This window comes from Kosakonia sp. CCTCC M2018092, assembly GCF_003864115.1.
In the GTDB taxonomy this organism is placed as follows: domain Bacteria; phylum Pseudomonadota; class Gammaproteobacteria; order Enterobacterales; family Enterobacteriaceae; genus Kosakonia; species Kosakonia cowanii.
Genome location: NZ_CP034225.1, coordinates 846,788 through 863,910 on the forward strand (window position 1 = coordinate 846,788; position 17,123 = coordinate 863,910).

Consider the following 17,123-nt stretch of genomic DNA (forward strand, 5'->3'; position numbering starts at 1 on the left):
AAATATTTTATTGTGTTTAAAGGTGCCGTCATTCGTTAAATTGCTGAAATGTGATCGAAGTCGAAACGATGTTTCAATAAAGTGATTTAGCAGTCATTTCCAGGTAAAAAACGCGGACTTTTCAGTAAATAAAAAGCGGGTATTTCGACAAGCGAAGGGGCAGGGAAAAATATCGCGCGGTGAAATCATTCAATATTTAAACCATTATCCGGCGAAGGATTATGTTGTCGCGCAGAAATAAAAACGCCTCCACGGCGGGAGGCGCTTTTCACAGCTCAAAGAGTCAGGATTGCAGAAAATCTTCGCGAATCGGCGTGAAGGTATCGAGCAGAGTGCCCGGCTTCAGACAGACGCAGCCGTGCATAATGTGCGGTTGCTTGTAAAGTGTATCGCCTGCGGTGACGATATGTTTCTCATCACCGATGGTAAATTCGAACTCCCCGGATAAAACATAGGTGAGCTGCTCATGAGGGTGGTTATGCATCGGGCCGATAGCGCCCTGTTCGAACATAACTTCAACCGCCATCATTTTGCCGCCATGGGCGAGAATACGGCGCGTAACGCCGTTGCCCAGGTCGTCAAGTTGCGTGTCTTTATGAAAGATAAACATCGGGCTGTCCTGTAGTCGGTAAGAGATAGTGAAACAATGTTTTAAATAATTTATCTCACGGTGGCGGAAAAATAAACGCCGGGCCGGAGAAGTTGAAAGTCGATCACAACTTTGCATGATTGCGCGAGAACGAGACGGAGAAAGGCGATGAAAACAATTGGACTGCTGGGCGGCATGAGCTGGGAATCAACCATTCCCTACTATCGGCTGATTAACGAGGGCGTTAAAGCACGCCTGGGCGGCTTGCACTCCGCAAGCCTGCTGCTGCATAGCCTCGATTTTCACGAGATTGAAACCTGCCAGGCCACGGCGCAGTGGCACAAAGCCGGAGATATCCTCGGCCAGGCGGCCGCGGGTCTTGAGCAGGCGGGGGCGCAGGCGATTGTGCTCTGTACCAACACCATGCACAAAGTGGCGGGGCAAATTGAGGAGCGCTGCCAGATCCCTTTCCTGCACATTGCCGATGCCACCGGCCACGCCATTGAAAATGCCGGGCTGCGCAATGTCGCGCTGCTGGGCACGCGCTACACCATGGAGCAGGATTTCTATCGCGGTCGGCTGGAGAAGCAGTTCGCCATCAGAACCACGGTGCCCGGCCCGGAAGATCGCCAGCGTATCAATGAGATCATCTTTGATGAGCTCTGCCTTGGCACATTTAGCGATGAATCGCGCTACTACTTTATGAATGTGATCAAACAGCTGGCGAGCGAAGGGGCAGAAGGGGTGATTTTCGGCTGTACCGAAATCGGCCTGCTGCTGCCTGAAACCCACAGCCCGATTAAGGTGTTCGACACGGCCGCGCTGCATGCTGCTGCCGCGGTCGATTTTATGCTCTCTTAATCCTCGCCGAGCATGGCGGCCAGCGGCGCGGTAATACGCGGCATGGCCGCCTTAAGATGTTCGGCAAAGGTATCAACCAGCGCGGAAGCGGGGCGGTGCAACGGGCGCACCAGACTGATGGTAAAGGGCACGTCGATGCTGAAACGCCGCACCGCCACGCCGCTGGTGGCATAGTCGAGGGCGGTCAGCGGGTTCACTACGGAAATGCCGACCCCGGCGCGCACCATCGCACAGACCGACGCCGCGCTGTGGGTTTCCAGCACCATGCGGCGCTTCACCTGGTGCTCATTAAACAGGGCATCAAGTAGCTGACGATAGCTGTCGGTACGCGACAAACTGATGTAATTCTCCCCCTGAAAATCCGCCGGTGTCAGCACCCTTTTCTGCGCCAGCGGATGATCCTCTGGCATCACGCACACTTCATTACAGGTCAGCAGCGGCGTGCGCTCGGTGCCTGCGGGCGTCGAGAGCGTTTCGGTCAGGCCTAAATCGTGGCGCTGCGCCGAGAGCCACTCCTCCAGCAGCGGCGACTCCTGCGGCACAATATTAAGGCTGACATCCGGGTAGCGGGCGAGAAACGGTTGCAACAGCAGCGGTAAGAAGGATTGCGAAAAGACCGGCAGGCAGGCGACCGATAGCTCGCCCTGGCGAAACTCGCGCAGGCTCTCCGCCGCGCTGACAATCCTGTCCAGCCCGTACCAGGATCGCTGCACCTCTTCAAACAGCCGTAACCCCTGCACCGTGGCGTGCAGCCGCCCGCGCGAGCGCTCAAACAGCGTCAGACCCAGCACCTTTTCGAAGCGCGCCAACTCCCGGCTGACGGTCGGCTGCGAAGTGTGCAGCATGGCCGCGGCTTCGGTCAGGTTGCCGGTGGTCATCACGGCATGAAAAATTTCGATATGGCGCAGGTTAACAGCGGGCATGAGGTGATCCAGTTGCAGAAGGTTATCCATATCATTTTTGCATAGCCTCGCGATAAAACGATATTTTTTATTCGCTTCAACCTGTGGCGTAATCATAAAAAAGATTGCTGACGGAGTTGTTATGCCACGCTCGCTACACCAGACAGAAACCGACCTCAACGCCGCTAACCTGCTGCAACTGCCTGCGGAATTTGGCTGCCCGGTATGGGTTTACGATGCGCAAATCATTCGCGCGCAGATCGCCAAACTGCGCGACTTTGACGTCATCCGTTTTGCCCAGAAGGCCTGCTCTAACATTCATATTCTGCGCCTGATGCGTGAGCAGGGCGTGAAGGTGGATTCGGTATCGCTGGGCGAAATCGAGCGTGCGCTGGCGGCGGGTTACGATCCGAAAACGCACCCGGACGATATTGTCTTTACCGCCGATGTGCTGGATGAGGCGACTATCGCCCGCGTCAGCGAACTGGGCATTGCGGTCAACGCCGGTTCAGTAGATATGCTCGAGCAGCTCGGCGCTGTTTCACCAGGCCACCGCGTCTGGCTGCGCGTTAACCCCGGTTTTGGTCACGGTCACAGCCAGAAAACCAACACCGGCGGTGAGAACAGCAAACATGGCATCTGGTATAGCGATATGGGCGCGGCGCTGGAGGTGATGCAGCGTTACGGCCTGCAACTGGCGGGCATCCACATGCACATCGGCTCCGGCGTTGATTATGCTCACCTCGAGCAGGTGTGTGGCGCGATGGTGCAGCAGGTGATCGACTTCGGTCAGGATCTGCCAGCTATCTCCGCCGGTGGTGGCCTGTCGATCCCCTATCACGAAGGCGAAGAGCCGGTTGATACCGCGCACTACTATGGCCTGTGGAACGCCGCGCGGGAGAAAATCGCGCAGCATCTCGGCCATGCGGTGAAACTGGAGATCGAGCCGGGGCGCTTCCTGGTGGCGGAGTCGGGCGTGCTGATCTCTCAGGTGCGCAGCGTAAAAACCATGGGTAGCCGCCACTTTGTGCTGATCGACGCCGGGTTTAACGATCTGATGCGCCCGGCGATGTACGGCAGCTATCACCACATTACGGCGCTGGCCGCCGACGGGCGCGATCTGCGCGACGCGGCGCGCATCGACACCGTGGTTGCCGGTCCGTTGTGCGAATCGGGCGATGTCTTTACCCAGCAAGAGGGCGGCAAAGTGGAAACGCGCCCGCTGCCGGCGGTGAAAGCGGGGGACTATTTAGTCCTGCATGATACCGGCGCGTATGGCGCGTCGATGTCCTCAAACTACAACAGCCGCCCGCTGCTGCCGGAAGTGCTGTTTGATAACGGCGTGGCGCGCCTGATCCGCCGTCGCCAGACCATTGAAGAGCTGATCGGCCTCGAGCAGTTCTGAACCTGATTAACGATCCCGCCTGTAGATAGCGGGATCGCCCCTCCTTTTTCCCGTAAATCCCTGCAATCCGTAAGGTGGTATGCCAAATGCGCGCTGTGCCGCATTTTTGGAATACCAGATAGGGAGGTGCGAGGCGCATCACAGAACTTTTCGTCGGGCGTGACTATTTTTGGTATGCCAAATGGGACGACAGCGGTATCCCTGCATCGATAAAAAAGCTCCTTTACTGAGGTGTTAACTCATGGCCCTACAAGAAAAGCTCATCGATTCGCTGGGGAGTTTCGCGACGAAATTCAACAGCTATCGCTACATCATGGCCATCAAGGCCTCGTTTATTACCCTGATGCCGGTGATCATTGTCGGCGCCTTCTCTGTGCTGATCTCCAACATGGTGCTGGATCCGAAAAACGGGCTTGCCAGCTTCCAGTCGCTCTCCTTTCTGGCGGCGCTCAAGCCAATTACCAGCGCCATCAACTACGCCACGCTTAACTTCCTCAATATCGGTGCGGTGTTCTTAATCGGTATCGAGCTGGGACGTATCAACGGTATCCGCACGCTCTTTCCTGGCCTGCTGGCGGTGATCTGCTTTATCTGCGTGACGCCGACCACCGTTGAAATGCTGGTCGACGGCCAGATGCATGTGGTGAAAGATGTGCTGCTGCGCCAGTTCTCTGATACCCGCAGCCTGTTCCTCGGCATGTTTATCGCCATTTTGTCGGTGGAGATCTACTGCTGGCTGGAGACGCGCGAAGGGCTGAAGATCAAGATGCCGGACACCGTGCCGCCCAACGTCTCCGCCTCATTCTCCGCGCTGATCCCGGCGATCATCACCACTACCGCGATCGCCACCTTCGGCTTTATTTTCCACCAGCTGACCGGCATGTATCTCTATGACGCCGTTTATCAAGTCGTGCAGCAGCCGCTGGAGCGGGTGGTGCAGAGCCTGCCGGGAATTCTGTTACTGATGTTTGTCGCCCAGCTCTTCTGGGTGATTGGTATTCACGGTAACCAGATGATCAAACCGATCCGCGAACCGCTGCTGCTGGGGGCGATCACCGTCAATATGAGCGCCTTTGAGCAGGGCAAAGAGGTGCCGAACATCATCACCATGCCGTTCTGGGATGTCTATATGAGCATCGGCGGATCGGGGCTGACCATCGGCCTGCTGGTGGCGGTGATGATCGCTACCAAGCGCAAGGAGATGAAGGAGATCGCCAAGCTGTCGATAGGCCCTGGGATCTTCAACATTAACGAGCCGGTGATTTTCGGTATGCCGATCATGCTCAACCCGATCCTCGCGATCCCCTTTATCATCACGCCGCTGGTAACCGGCTCGATTGGCTACTTCGCTACTGCCAGCGGTTTTGCCGGTAAAGCAGTGGTGATGGTGCCGTGGACCACGCCGCCGCTGATCAACGCCTGGCTTTCCACCGCCGGATCGATGGGGGCGGTGATCACGCAGCTTATCTGCATCCTGACCGCCATCATCATCTATCTGCCGTTTGTGAAGATTGCCTCACGCCGCGCTGAGCAGGCGCAGCTGCAAGCGGAAGCCACCTCTTCAACGCCGAAAGTGTGAGGACGTTATGAGCACCAAAACCGTCACCATCCCGCCTGACTTTATCCTCGGTGCCGCTGCATCGGCATGGCAAACGGAAGGGTGGAAGGACAAACGCGAGGGCCAGGATTCGTGGCCCGATCTCTGGTACAAAAACGATCGTCACGTCTGGCACCAGGGCTACGGCCCGGCGGTGGCGACCAACTTCTACCAGCGCTTTCGCGAAGATGTGCAGCTAATGAAGCAGGCGGGCTTAACCCACTACCGCACCTCCATCAACTGGTCGCGTTTTCTCACCGATTATGAAAATGGCGTGGTGGATGAGCGCTACGCCGCTTACTACGACGAGCTGTTTGCTGAGATGGCGCGTCACGGCATTGCGCCGATGATCTGCCTTGAGCACTATGAACTGCCCGGTTATCTGCTGGAAACCTACGGCGGCTGGGCGTCGAAAAAAGTGGTCGAACTCTACCTGCTGTATGTCGAAAAGGTGTTTGCGCGCTATCACCAGAAGGTGACGCGCTGGTTCACCTTTAATGAGCCGATTGTGGTGCAGACCCGCGTCTACCTTGATGCGCTGCGCTGGCCTTATGAGCAGAACACCTCGACCTGGATGCAGTGGAACCACCATAAAAACCTCGCCACCGCGAAAGTGGTGAAGCTGTTTCGCGAGAAGGGGTATAAGGGCAGCGTCGGCTGCATTCTCAACCCGGAAGTGACCTATCCGCGATCGCGCGCGCCGCACGATCTGCTGGCGGCGGAGCGTTACGATCTCTTCTACAACCGGGTATTTCTCGACCCGATGGTCAAGGGGCACTACCCGGCGGAGCTGCTGGCGCTGCTGGAGAAACATGGGGTGAAGTGGGAGTACAGCGACGAGGATCTGGCGACTATTCGTGATAACACCGTCGATGAGCTGGGGATTAACCTCTACTATCCGCACCGCGTCAAAGCCCCGTCCCGCGCCTGGCACCCGGAAACGCCTTTCCACCCGGCTTACTATTACGAGCCGTTTGAGCTGCCGGGGCGCAAGATGAACACCTCGCGCGGCTGGGAGATCCTGCCGGAGATCGTTTTTGATATGGCGATGCGCCTTAAAAATGAGTACGGCAATATTCCGTGGTTCGTGGCGGAGAGCGGCATGGGCATTGAGAACGAAGGGCAGTTTCGCAATGCGCAGGGCACCATTGAGGATGATTACCGCATCGACTTTATCGCCGCGCATCTCTACCAGGCGCTGCGCGCGAGGGAAGCGGGGTCAAACTGCCGGGGCTACATGCTGTGGGCGTTTACCGATAATGTCTCGCCGATGAATGCCTTCAAAAACCGCTATGGGCTGGTGGAGATTGACCTGCAACACAACCGCGACCGCAGGCCGAAAAAGTCCCTTGGCTGGTTTCGCCAGCTCAGGGATGAGCGTCAGTTGACCCTGACCCTTGATGATGAAGTAAGATAGCGCAACGACTGATAAGTGCAGGTGATATCGTGGAGAAGGCCGTCGTCCCGCCGGAGAAAAAACAGTACCAGGAGATTGGCGACGATCTGCGTGAGCAGATCATCGAGGGTCACTATCCCGTTGGCTCGCGCTTGCCGCCGGAGCGCAATATTGCCGAGAAGTATGGCGTCAGCCGTACCATCGTGCGCGAAGCCTTGCTGATGCTCGAGTTGCAGGGCACGGTAGATATCCGCCAGGGCTCCGGCGTCTATGTGATGCGCATTCCTCAGGCTCATGAAAACGAAGAGGAGCGCTTTTTAAGCAGCGATGTCGGCCCGTTTGAGATCCTCCAGGCGCGCCAGCTGCTGGAGAGCAATATCGCCGCCTTTGCCGCCAAAATGGCGACGCGGGCGGATATCGATAATCTTCGGCGCATCCTCGAGCAGGAGCAGCGCGCCATCGCCCTCAACGACACGTCGCAGGACAACAGCAAAATGTTCCACCTGGTGCTGGCGGGCGCGTCGCAAAACCAGATGCTGCTGGCAACGGTCGAGAGCATCTGGCACCACATGGACAGCAGCCCGCTGTGGCAGCAGTTCAACGTGCATATCGCCAGCCGCGCCTACCGCCTGAAGTGGCTCGGCGACCGGCAAACCCTGCTGGCCGCGCTGCGCCGCCGTGATGTGATGGGGGCCTGGCAGGCGATGTGGCAGCATCTCGAAAACGTTAAAAAGAGCCTGCTGGAGCTGTCGAACGAAGACGCGCCGGATTTTGACGGCTATCTGTTTGAGTCAGTACCTATTTTTCAGGGGAAGTTGATGTGACGATTCTGCCGCTTTATGAGGCACCGCAGCATGCGGAGCAGGTGACCGATTGGCTGTGGCAGGAGTTTGGCGACTCGCTGTCGCGGGAGTTTTTCGCCAGCATCATTGAGCACAGCCAGACGCCGGGGCAGCTGCCGCTGACTTATGTGCTGGTAGAGGGCGATGAACTGCTGGGCACCGTCGGCCTGTGGCGCTGCGATTTGATCAGCCGCCAGGATCTTTACCCATGGCTTGCAGCGCTCTATGTAAAAGAGAGTGCGCGCGGCCAGGGGCTGGCCGGGCAGTTACAGCGGCATGTTATGCAGCAGGCAAAAGCGATGGGCTTTGATCAGCTGCACCTCTACGCCGCCTTCCGCGATTATTATGAGCGCTTCGGCTGGGCGTATATCGGGGATGGTCTTGATTACCCCAATACCAGCGTGCACCTGTATCGCATTGCGCTTTGAGTTCTTAGCCGCTGAAACCGTGTAGGCCGGATAAGCGTTAGCGCCATCCGGCATTGTTTCCGCGGCATCGATTGCCGGATGGCGGCTGCGCCTTATCCGGCCTACATAATATGAGCTACTGAAACCGAGTAGGCCGGATAAGCGACAGCGCCATCCGGCAATGGGGTTTGCATGTGGCTTTGGTGGAATGGTTCCGTTCACCAGGCGCTGGGGAGTTTCATTAATCTCTTATGCGGTGAACGGGACAAGGGAAGCGGCCGCGCTCCCCTTGTCAATCCCCGCGGCCCCGCGAGGAAATCGGTGCTGCGCACTGCGCTCACCTCCCGCGTGCCTGACTGCGGTCGGCTCGACTCGACTTACTCGTTCCATTCTGGAACGAGTCCATGTCTCGGTTCGCCTCTGTCCGCCATCCATGGCGTCCAGACCTTGTCATTCACGCTTCGGTTCGCCGATTTCAGCGGGGACACAACCCCGTCGCTGTCATATTGCAGATCAAAGCCACACCGGTGTTGCTGTAGGCGCGGTTTTTGTAGGCCGGATAAGGCGCAGCCGCCATCCGGCAATGGTGCCGCGGTGATAATGCCGGATGGCGCTACGCTTATCCGGCCTACGTGGTTCCGGCGGTTTCAGCTGCTTCGCTGCGATCAACTCTCCGGCGGCGCAATCACCGAATGACGGCGCACCAGCGTTGGATTAAAGAGATGGGTGATCTCCGGCAGCGGGCGGTTTTCCGCCAGCGCCAGCGCCAGCTCGGCGGCCTGGGTCGCCATCGTCACGATCGGGTAACGCACGGTGGTCAGCCGTGGGCGCACATAGCGCGACACCAGCACATCATCGAAGCCAATCAGCGAAATCTCGCGCGGCACATCAATCCCGTTATCGTTCAGCACGCCCATGGCACCGGCGGCCATCGAGTCGTTGTAACAGGCCACGGCGGTAAAGTTGCGTCCGCGTCCGAGCAGCTCGGTCATCGCCTGCTCGCCGCCGCTCTCGTCCGGCTCGGCAAAGGTCACCAGCCTGTCGTTGCACGGCAGACCATTCTCTTTCAGCGCATCGTAATAGCCCTGCAAGCGGTCGTCGGCGTCGGAGATCTCATGGTTGGAGCAGAGATAGCCAATGCGCGTATGGCCCTGCTGAATAAGATGGCGCGTCGCCAGCCAGGCACCGTAGCGGTCGTCGAGCGCCACACAGCGCTGTTCGAAGCCCGGCAGAATGCGGTTAATCAGCACCATACCGGGGATCTGCTTCATCAGCGAGGCCAGCTCTTCGTCCGGCACCACTTTCGCGTGCACCACCAGCGCGGCGCAGCGGTGGCGAATCAGTTGCTCAATCGCTTTACGCTCTTTCTCTTCTACGTGGTAGCCGTTACCAATCAGCAGAAAGTTGCCGGTGGCGGAGGCGACCTGCTCAACGGCTTTCACCATCGCGCCGAAAAAGGGATCCGATACATCGCTCACCACCAGCCCCACCGACTCGGTCGATTGCTGCGCCAGCGCGCGGGCGTTGGCGTTCGGGTGATAGTTGAGCGAATCCATCGCGCTCTCTACCGCCTGGCGCGAGTTTTCACTGGCTTTCGGTGAACTGTTGATCACGCGCGACACCGTCGCAACCGAGACCCCGGCCAGCCGCGCAACGTCTTTAATCGTCGCCATTCTCTACCTTCCTGGGTAAGCGTTTACACTGCAGTTAGTGTTACGGAAAAGGGGCGTCTGTTCAAGGCGGCGCGTCTACCACTCTTTGCAAACGTGAGCCAGCGCGGCGCGCACCGTGAAAACGTTACATGCGCGGCGTTGCAAATTCACACACTGAGAACCTTTACTTACACTTTGCGAAAGCCTGTTTCGATTGACCGCTGGTTGTCGGCGGCCCGACCGTGCGACTCTGTTCATCCCAGAGGTATTGATAGGTGAGCGCAACCCTACGTTGCATACTCGACTTACACCGACCTGCGCAGATGCGCAGGTTTTTTTTATCCTGTCGTGTAACAGTAATCGCTAATCGACACACCTCGTTTCACTTCGGCTCATTCTCTTGCTTTTTCCCGCTGGTAGCGCACCCTGGCGCGGGTGACAATCGACGTCCCAGAGGTATTGATTGGTGATTTATTCAGTACGCTTTTCGTACTTATTGATTGCACCAACCTGCGCGGACGCGCAGGTTTTTTTTTGCCTGCGTTTTATCCCTCCGCACTTCTCATGTAATCTGCCAGACTCTGAATCACATGCCTCAATGACTGGCAAAAGGAGTTGAAATGCTACTGGGCTTTCTTCGCGGCCTGTTTCGCGTCTTGTTCCGTGTACAGCTGACCGGTGATACCGCGCCTTTAAACGGCGACCGGGTATTAATCACCCCCAATCATGTCTCATTTATTGATGGCATTTTACTGGCGCTGTTCCTTCCCGGGCGTCCGGTCTTTGCGGTCTACACCTCGATTAGCGAGCAGTGGTATATGCGCTGGGTCAGCAAAATCATCGATTTTGTCCCGCTCGACCCGACCAGGCCCATGTCAGTTAAGCATCTGGTTCGTCTGATTGGCGAAGGCCGCCCGGTAGTGATCTTCCCGGAAGGGCGCATCTCCGTTTCCGGCTCGTTAATGAAGATTTATGAAGGGGCCGGTTTTGTCGCCGCGAAATCCGGTGCGACGGTGATCCCGCTGCGCATTGACGGCGCGGAGCTGACCTTCTTCAGCCGCCTGAAAGGGCTGGTTAAACAGCGCCTCTTCCCGCGCATTACCCTGCATATTCTGCCGCCGACGCAGCTGCCGATGCCGGATGCGCCGCGCGCGCGCGACCGCCGCAAGATTGCCGGCGAAATGCTGCACCAGATTATGATGGAAGCACGCATGGCGGTGCGCCCGCGCGAAACGCTGTTCGAAGCGTTGCTCAGCGCCCAGTACCGTTACGGTGCCAGCAAGCCCTGCGTGGAAGATATCAACTTTAAGCCGGACAGCTACCGCAAGCTGCTGACCAAAACCCTCTTTGTGGCGCGCATCCTCGATAAATACAGCGCGCAGGGCGAGAAAATCGGTCTGATGCTGCCGAACGCCGCCATCAGCGCGGCGGTGATCTTTGGTGCCATCGCCCGCGGGCGCATTCCGGCGATGATGAACTACACCGCCGGGGTCAAAGGGATGAGCAGCGCGATTACCGCCGCGCAAATCAAAACCATCTTCACCTCCCGCACCTTTATGGATAAGGGCAAGCTGTGGCATCTGCCGGAGCAACTTACTCAGGTGCGCTGGGTCTATCTCGAAGATCTGAAAGGCGAAGTCACCTTTGAAGATAAGCTGTGGATTTTCCGCCATCTGCTAATGCCGCACCGCGCGCAGGTGGAGCAGAAACCGGAAGATCCGGCGCTGGTCCTCTTTACCTCCGGCTCCGAGGGCAACCCGAAAGGGGTGGTGCACAGCCATAAGAGCCTGCTGGCGAACGTCGAGCAGATCCGCACCATTGCCGATTTCACCGCCAATGACCGCTTTATGTCGGCGCTGCCGCTTTTCCACTCCTTCGGCCTGACGGTTGGCCTGCTGACGCCGCTGTTTACCGGCGCGCAGGTCTTCCTCTATCCGAGCCCGCTGCATTACCGCATTGTGCCGGAGCTGGTCTATGACCGTAACTGCACGGTGCTGTTCGGCACGTCGACCTTCCTTGGTCACTACGCTCGCTTTGCCAACCCGTATGATTTTTACCGCCTGCGCTACGTGGTCGCCGGGGCGGAGAAATTGCAGGAGAGCACCCGCCAGATCTGGCAGGACAAGTTTGGCCTGCGCATCCTTGAAGGCTACGGCGTGACCGAATGCGCGCCGGTGGTCTCCATCAACGTACCGATGGCGGCGAAACCGGGCACGGTCGGGCGCATCCTGCCGGGCATGGACGCGCGCTTAATGGCGGTGCCGGGCATTGAAGAGGGTGGACGCCTGCAATTGAAAGGGCCAAACATCATGACCGGCTATCTGCGGGTGGAAAACCCCGGCGTGCTGGAGGCACCGATGGCGGAAAATATTAACGGCGAGATGGAGCCGGGCTGGTATGACACCGGCGATATCGTGCGCTTCGACGAGCAGGGCTTTGTGCAGATCCAGGGCCGCGCAAAACGCTTCGCCAAGATCGCAGGCGAGATGATTTCGCTGGAGATGGTGGAGCAATTGGCGCAGGCCGTTTCGCCGGAGAAAATGCACGCCACCGTGGTGAAAAGCGACGCCAGCAAAGGCGAGGCGCTGGTGATGTTCACCACTGATAGCGAACTGACGCGCGACAAGCTGCAACAGCAGGCGCGTGCGCAGGGCGTACCGGAGCTGGCTGTCCCGCGTGATATCCGTTTCCTGAAACAGCTGCCGGTGCTTGGCAGCGGCAAGCCCGATTTCGTGACCCTGAAAGGAGTGGTGGATGAGGCAGAAACCGAACACGCATGAGTCAGTGAGCGCTAACTCTCCGCTTTTGTCGCGAGGAATGATGGCGGTGATTGCCGCCCAGTTTCTCTCGGCATTTGGCGACAACGCACTGCTCTTTGCCACGCTGGCGCTGCTGAAAGCGGAGTTTTACCCCGACTGGAGCCAGCCCGTTCTGCAAATGGTGTTTGTGGGCGCTTACATTCTTTTCGCACCGTTTGTCGGCCAGATAGCCGACAGCTTTGCCAAAGGGCGCGTGATGATGGTTGCCAACGCCCTGAAACTGCTGGGCGCGGCGAGCATCTGTGTGGGGGTTAACCCGTTTGTCGGCTACCTGCTGGTGGGCATTGGCGCAGCGGCCTACTCCCCGGCGAAGTATGGCATTCTCGGCGAGATCACCACCGGCGATAAGCTGGTGAAGGCGAATGGCCTGATGGAGTCGTCGACCATTGCCGCAATCCTGATTGGCTCGGTAGCGGGCGGTGTGCTGGCCGACTGGCATGTGCTGGCGGCGGTCGGCGTCTGTGCGCTGGTCTACGCCGGGGCGGTCGTAGCTAACCTGCTGATCCCGAAACTGCCTGCGGCGCGCCCCGGGCGCTCCTGGCGCTTTGCGCCGATGACCGCCAGCTTCTTCAGCGCCTGTAAAAGCCTGTGGCAGAACGGGGAAACCCGCTTCTCGCTGGTGGGTACCAGCCTCTTCTGGGGCGCGGGCGTGACGCTGCGTTTCCTGTTGGTGCTATGGGTGCCGGTGGCGCTCGGCCTGACGGATAACGCCACGCCAACCTACCTCAACGCGATGGTTGCCGTCGGCATTGTGGTGGGTGCCGGGCTGGCAGCGAAGCTGGTGACGCTGGAGAAAGTCTCCCGCTGCATGCCGGCCGGGGTGCTGATTGGTATCGCGGTGGTGATCTTCTCGCTCCAGCACGCTCTGCTGCCTGCTTATGGCGTGCTGATGCTGATTGGCGTGCTCGGTGGTTTCTTCGTGGTGCCGCTCAACGCGCTGTTGCAGGCGATTGGCAAGGAGTCCGTCGGTGCGGGTAACGCCATTGCCGTGCAGAACCTCGGTGAAAACACCGCCATGCTGCTGATGCTGGGGCTTTACTCACTGGCAATCAAAGTGGGCGTGCCGGTGGTGGGCACCGGTATCGGGTTTGGGGTGCTGTTTGCGCTGGCGATTGCGGCGCTGTGGATCTGGCAGCGCCGCCGGTAAGTTTTACGGAGCGGGGTAGGTGTAGACCTGATGCACCGCCTCGATCTCCGCGATCACCTCATCGCTCAAATCAAGATGCAGGCTTTCAACGTTGGTTTTCAGTTGCTCCATCGTCGTCGCGCCCAGCAGGGTGCTGGCGACGAAGGGCTGACGGCGAACGAAGGCCAGCGCCATCTGCGCCGGATCGAGATTGTGCCGTTTCGCAATATCGACATAGGCCGCTACCGCTTTTTGTGAGTGCTCGCTGCTGTAACGGGTAAAACGGCTGAACAGCGTGTTGCGCGCGCCGGCCGGTTTCGCCCCGTTCAGGTATTTGCCAGTCAGCGTACCAAAGGCCAGGCAGGAGTAGGCCAGCAGTTCAACGCCCTCATACTGGCTCACTTCCGCCAGACCCACCTCGAAGCTGCGGTTCAGCAAGCTGTAGGGGTTCTGGATCGTCACAATGCGCGGCAGTTCGTGCTTCTCCGCCAGTTGCAGATAGCGCATCACGCCAAACGCCGTTTCGTTAGAGACGCCAATATAGCGGATTTTACCGGCGCGCTGGCACTCAGTAAGTGCTTCCAGCGTTTCCAGTAAGGTGATGACCGGCGCGCTCTCAACCCAGCTGTAGCCCAGCTTGCCAAAGCAGTTGGTCTGGCGCTGCGGCCAGTGAACCTGGTAGAGATCGAGATAATCGGTTTGCAGGCGCTTGAGGCTCTCATCGAGCGCGGCGCGGATATTTTTGCGATCGAGTGCCTGGTTTGGGCGGATGCCGCTATCGCTGTTGCGGCTCGGGCCGCTCACTTTCGAGGCGATAACCAGTTTTTCGCGGTTGTTGCGCTTCGCCAGCCAGTTGCCGACGTAGGTTTCCGTCAGACCCTGGGTTTCCGGGCGCGGAGGGACGGGGTACATCTCTGCGACATCAATCAGGTTAATGCCCTGGCTGACCGCGTAATCAAGCTGTGCATGGGCGTCGGCTTCGCTGTTTTGTTCACCAAACGTCATTGTGCCCAGCCCGAGGGTGCTTATTTCAAGCGAACTGTGGGGGATACGGTGATAGTGCATAGCCGGCTTCCTTAAACAAACATGCCACGTCAGTTGAGCTGACAAAGGAATATAACCATGGCAGAGGGGAAGCAAAAGGGAAAGGAAAAAATGGATTAAAGGCCAGCAGGTTACTGACCTTTATAGGGAATTTTTAACGCTCAATAATCTGGGATACGTCATCGCGGTTAATCTGCATTTTGTTGCCCTGCTGATCGTGATAGCTCACCAGCCCGGTGTCATCATCAATCTGCGGCTTACCGTCCGTCAGAATCATTCTGCCGTCTTTGGTCGACATCACATAATCGCTGCTGCAACCGCTGACGGCGCATGCCAGCCCGACCGCGGAAATAATCACTGCCCACTTCTTCATCGTTCGTGTCCTCTCGGCTTTTCCTCACAGAAGTGTAGTAATAACGTGCCCTTATGCGATGAAAAAGCGGGATTATCTGAAAATTATTGCTGAGAGGGCGCAAACCGCCGATTACACCGCTATAAGACGAGGGCGTTTCGTTAAGCGCAGGCGCGCGCTGTTGCGCAGCGAAACGCGGTGGTTTAGCGGCTAAAACAGACTAGGTCGATAACGCAAAATGGCGCGCAAGCAGCGCACGGGTAAAGTTCTTTTTCAGGTAAAAACCGCGCGGCAGGGTGAGAATCGGCTCGCCGTGCTCGCCGATGGCTTCGGTTAACGCTTTGCTGTTGGCCGCTTTCGGGCGCAGTTGCAGTACTTCGCCATGACGGGCGGTAATGCGCGTGACCTGGCCGAGCACGATCAGATCCATTAACTCTTCCCAGTCCTGGCGCAACTGCTCCTCCTCATCGGCGTCCGGGCTCCAGAGCAGCGGCGATCCTACCCGACGCTCAGCAAGGGGAATGGTGCGCGATCCTTCGACAGGTACCCACAGGACGCGCTTGAGCTTATGGCGGACATGGCTGGTTTCCCACACCACGCCCGTGTTGCCGGTCAGCGGTGCCACGCAGACAAAGGTGGTTTCCAGTGGACCGCCCAGCGGATCTATCGGGATGGTTTTCAGCTCCACGCCCAGCGCCGCAAAATCCTGCTCCGGCTTACTGCCTGCGCTCGCTCCCAGCCAGCGCTCCAGCAGCACGCCGATCCACCCTTTATCGCGCTTCAGATCGCGCGGCGTCGGCATTCCGGCCAGTTCAGCCAGCTCGCCTAACGTATAGCCTGCCAGCCGCTGCGCCTGCGCCAGCAGCTGCGCTTCGGTTTCGGGGGGAGAGGTAAGAGGGGTGATTACACACATGCTAAAACCTTTTGGTTAAAAAATAGACAGCAGTTTTCCACCGCACTGCGGAAGTTTATCGTGTTCAGGGAAAAAAGAGCAATGCAATGATTTATAAGAGAATTTATCAGCGCGCTTCGCGTGTTGCGCAACAGGCCGCGAGGTTTTCCAAATCTGGTCACTGACAATGAACAGGATCTTACACCCTGTTATCCACAGAAAAGTGGGATAAGTGGGAATAACCACGACTACTGTTTCCATTTACAGCCTTGACGCGGGAGCAAAATCGAATTTTTGCACAAAATGTGCCTAAGTTAGTGGCATAATCTGTGGATAAATTCGGCTCTGCTCGATCTTTCATCAACGCCAGGATCCTAAGCGTGACGATCATCACAAAACGGCGCAGGGCCAGGGTGTTTGATGCACTAAACCAATGAATTACGAAGAGTAATTTTTTGCGCATCTTAAACCATTATTCAGACTACTCTGGGTTTTCCCTGGGTAATTCCATACTTCTTCACAACTCTATCCACAGAAAAGGTGAATAAAACCCCTGGGCGTGACGCAGGTCTGTTTATAAGTGTGATGATAACTGTGAGTTATTCAATTGTTATTCGTTTATCTCCCTGTCATAGAGTGGTTTACCGTTTTCCGGGAGTGTGAAACAATCGCTTTATTCAGGTTTATTTTGAGGTAGTCCGGTGATTGATGACGATGGCTACCGCCCAAATGTGGGAATCGTAATCTGTAATCGACAGGGTCAGGTCATGTGGGCCAAACGCTTCGGACAGCACTCATGGCAGTTTCCCCAGGGGGGAATCAATCCTGGAGAATCTCCGGAGCAGGCCATGTACCGGGAGCTGTTCGAGGAAGTGGGCTTAAGTCGTAAAGATGTTCGTATCCTTGCTTCTACCCGTAACTGGTTGCGTTACAAGTTACCGAAACGTTTGGTGCGTTGGGACACAAAGCCGGTTTGCATCGGCCAGAAACAGAAATGGTTTCTTTTGCAGTTGATGAGCAACGACAGCGATATCAATATGCAAACCAGCAGTACACCCGAGTTTGATGGCTGGCGTTGGGTGAGCTACTGGTATCCTGTTCGCCAGGTTGTGTCGTTTAAACGCGACGTCTACCGGCGGGTGATGAAAGAGTTTGCAGCCGCTGTGCTGGCGCTTCAGGAGACTCCTGTGAAGCCGCAAAGCGCGCCTGCCTGGCGACGGAAACGAGGTTAAGCCACCC

At 57.5% G+C, this 17,123-nt stretch carries 15 protein-coding genes; 9 read left to right on the top strand and 6 right to left on the bottom strand.

What is annotated here, in order from left to right:
• Window positions 1-283: 283 nt before the first annotated feature.
• A complete protein-coding gene (locus tag EH164_RS03940; protein WP_054804550.1) occupies window positions 284-610 on the bottom strand; it encodes a cupin domain-containing protein in 327 nt (108 codons plus the stop codon).
• 147 nt (window positions 611-757) lie between these two features.
• Between EH164_RS03940 and EH164_RS03945 the strand changes: the two genes are divergently transcribed.
• Window positions 758-1,450 (top strand): aspartate/glutamate racemase, encoded by a 693-nt coding sequence (locus EH164_RS03945; RefSeq protein ID WP_023480863.1) that lies wholly within the window; start codon window positions 758-760, stop codon window positions 1,448-1,450.
• On the opposite strand, the gene EH164_RS03950 is transcribed toward EH164_RS03945, so the two are convergent.
• The gene (locus EH164_RS03950; RefSeq protein ID WP_124967364.1) at window positions 1,447-2,373 is read right to left on the bottom strand and encodes a LysR family transcriptional regulator; all 927 of its coding nucleotides are present in this window, start codon (window positions 2,371-2,373) and stop codon (window positions 1,447-1,449) included. The genes EH164_RS03945 and EH164_RS03950 overlap by 4 nt on opposite strands.
• A 121-nt stretch (window positions 2,374-2,494) precedes the next feature.
• On the opposite strand from EH164_RS03950, the gene lysA reads away from it, so the two are divergent.
• From lysA to EH164_RS03975, 5 genes are all read left to right on the top strand, one after another.
• Window positions 2,495-3,757 carry a diaminopimelate decarboxylase gene (gene lysA / locus EH164_RS03955; protein ID WP_124967365.1) on the top strand — a complete coding sequence of 421 codons (1,263 nt, stop codon included), beginning with the start codon at window positions 2,495-2,497 and terminating at the stop codon, window positions 3,755-3,757.
• Between the two features lie 241 nt (window positions 3,758-3,998).
• Window positions 3,999-5,336, top strand: a complete 1,338-nt coding sequence (locus EH164_RS03960; RefSeq protein ID WP_076769149.1) for a PTS sugar transporter subunit IIC — start codon at window positions 3,999-4,001, stop codon at window positions 5,334-5,336.
• A 7-nt stretch (window positions 5,337-5,343) separates the two neighbouring features.
• Window positions 5,344-6,771, top strand: a complete 1,428-nt coding sequence (locus EH164_RS03965; protein WP_124967366.1) for a glycoside hydrolase family 1 protein — start codon at window positions 5,344-5,346, stop codon at window positions 6,769-6,771.
• Between the two features lie 29 nt (window positions 6,772-6,800).
• The gene (locus tag EH164_RS03970) at window positions 6,801-7,574 is read left to right on the top strand and encodes a GntR family transcriptional regulator (protein ID WP_124967367.1); all 774 of its coding nucleotides are present in this window, start codon (window positions 6,801-6,803) and stop codon (window positions 7,572-7,574) included.
• The gene (locus EH164_RS03975; protein WP_124967368.1) at window positions 7,571-8,020 is read left to right on the top strand and encodes a GNAT family N-acetyltransferase; all 450 of its coding nucleotides are present in this window, start codon (window positions 7,571-7,573) and stop codon (window positions 8,018-8,020) included. Before EH164_RS03970 ends, EH164_RS03975 begins: the two co-directional genes overlap by 4 nt.
• 644 nt (window positions 8,021-8,664) lie before the next feature.
• Here the strand turns inward: EH164_RS03975 and galR are convergent.
• On the bottom strand, window positions 8,665-9,672 hold the full coding sequence (gene galR / locus EH164_RS03980; RefSeq protein WP_124967369.1) for an HTH-type transcriptional regulator GalR: 1,008 nt from the start codon (window positions 9,670-9,672) through the stop codon (window positions 8,665-8,667).
• Window positions 9,673-10,271: 599 nt separating this feature from the next.
• Here galR and aas point away from each other — a divergent pair.
• Both aas and lplT read left to right on the top strand, forming a co-directional pair.
• Window positions 10,272-12,431 (top strand): bifunctional acyl-ACP--phospholipid O-acyltransferase/long-chain-fatty-acid--ACP ligase, encoded by a 2,160-nt coding sequence (gene aas / locus EH164_RS03985; protein ID WP_124967370.1) that lies wholly within the window; start codon window positions 10,272-10,274, stop codon window positions 12,429-12,431.
• Window positions 12,406-13,617, top strand: coding sequence for a lysophospholipid transporter LplT (gene lplT / locus EH164_RS03990; RefSeq protein ID WP_124967371.1), 1,212 nt, complete (start codon window positions 12,406-12,408; stop codon window positions 13,615-13,617). The genes aas and lplT overlap by 26 nt, the downstream gene beginning before the upstream one ends.
• A gap of 3 nt (window positions 13,618-13,620) precedes the next feature.
• On the opposite strand, the gene EH164_RS03995 is transcribed toward lplT, so the two are convergent.
• The 3 genes from EH164_RS03995 to mutH all read right to left on the bottom strand — a co-directional run bounded on the left by EH164_RS03995 (window position 13,621) and on the right by mutH (window position 15,905).
• On the bottom strand, window positions 13,621-14,661 hold the full coding sequence (locus tag EH164_RS03995) for an NADP(H)-dependent aldo-keto reductase (RefSeq protein WP_124967372.1): 1,041 nt from the start codon (window positions 14,659-14,661) through the stop codon (window positions 13,621-13,623).
• A 133-nt stretch (window positions 14,662-14,794) separates the two neighbouring features.
• On the bottom strand, window positions 14,795-15,013 hold the full coding sequence (locus EH164_RS04000) for a YgdI/YgdR family lipoprotein (RefSeq protein WP_023481134.1): 219 nt from the start codon (window positions 15,011-15,013) through the stop codon (window positions 14,795-14,797).
• A gap of 199 nt (window positions 15,014-15,212) precedes the next feature.
• Window positions 15,213-15,905, bottom strand: a complete 693-nt coding sequence (gene mutH, locus EH164_RS04005) for a DNA mismatch repair endonuclease MutH (protein WP_124967373.1) — start codon at window positions 15,903-15,905, stop codon at window positions 15,213-15,215.
• Between the two features lie 680 nt (window positions 15,906-16,585).
• Here mutH and rppH point away from each other — a divergent pair.
• Entirely contained in the window at window positions 16,586-17,116 is a 531-nt protein-coding gene (gene rppH, locus EH164_RS04020; protein ID WP_034813806.1) for an RNA pyrophosphohydrolase, read from the top strand.
• Window positions 17,117-17,123: the final 7 nt, after the last annotated feature.

Excerpts from the sequence above, each read along its gene's own strand:
- lplT (WP_124967371.1), top strand. The coding sequence starts at position 12,406 with ATGAGGCAGAAACCGAACACGCATGAGTCAGTGAGCGCTAACTCTCCG.
- EH164_RS03995 (WP_124967372.1), bottom strand. The coding sequence starts at position 14,661 with ATGCACTATCACCGTATCCCCCACAGTTCGCTTGAAATAAGCACCCTC.
- EH164_RS03950 (WP_124967364.1), bottom strand. The coding sequence starts at position 2,373 with ATGCCCGCTGTTAACCTGCGCCATATCGAAATTTTTCATGCCGTGATG.
- EH164_RS03940 (WP_054804550.1), bottom strand. The coding sequence starts at position 610 with ATGTTTATCTTTCATAAAGACACGCAACTTGACGACCTGGGCAACGGC.
- EH164_RS04000 (WP_023481134.1), bottom strand. The coding sequence starts at position 15,013 with ATGAAGAAGTGGGCAGTGATTATTTCCGCGGTCGGGCTGGCATGCGCC.
- EH164_RS03960 (WP_076769149.1), top strand. The coding sequence starts at position 3,999 with ATGGCCCTACAAGAAAAGCTCATCGATTCGCTGGGGAGTTTCGCGACG.
- aas (WP_124967370.1), top strand. The coding sequence starts at position 10,272 with ATGCTACTGGGCTTTCTTCGCGGCCTGTTTCGCGTCTTGTTCCGTGTA.
- lysA (WP_124967365.1), top strand. The coding sequence starts at position 2,495 with ATGCCACGCTCGCTACACCAGACAGAAACCGACCTCAACGCCGCTAAC.
- galR (WP_124967369.1), bottom strand. The coding sequence starts at position 9,672 with ATGGCGACGATTAAAGACGTTGCGCGGCTGGCCGGGGTCTCGGTTGCG.
- EH164_RS03965 (WP_124967366.1), top strand. The coding sequence starts at position 5,344 with ATGAGCACCAAAACCGTCACCATCCCGCCTGACTTTATCCTCGGTGCC.
- mutH (WP_124967373.1), bottom strand. The coding sequence starts at position 15,905 with ATGTGTGTAATCACCCCTCTTACCTCTCCCCCCGAAACCGAAGCGCAG.
- EH164_RS03945 (WP_023480863.1), top strand. The coding sequence starts at position 758 with ATGAAAACAATTGGACTGCTGGGCGGCATGAGCTGGGAATCAACCATT.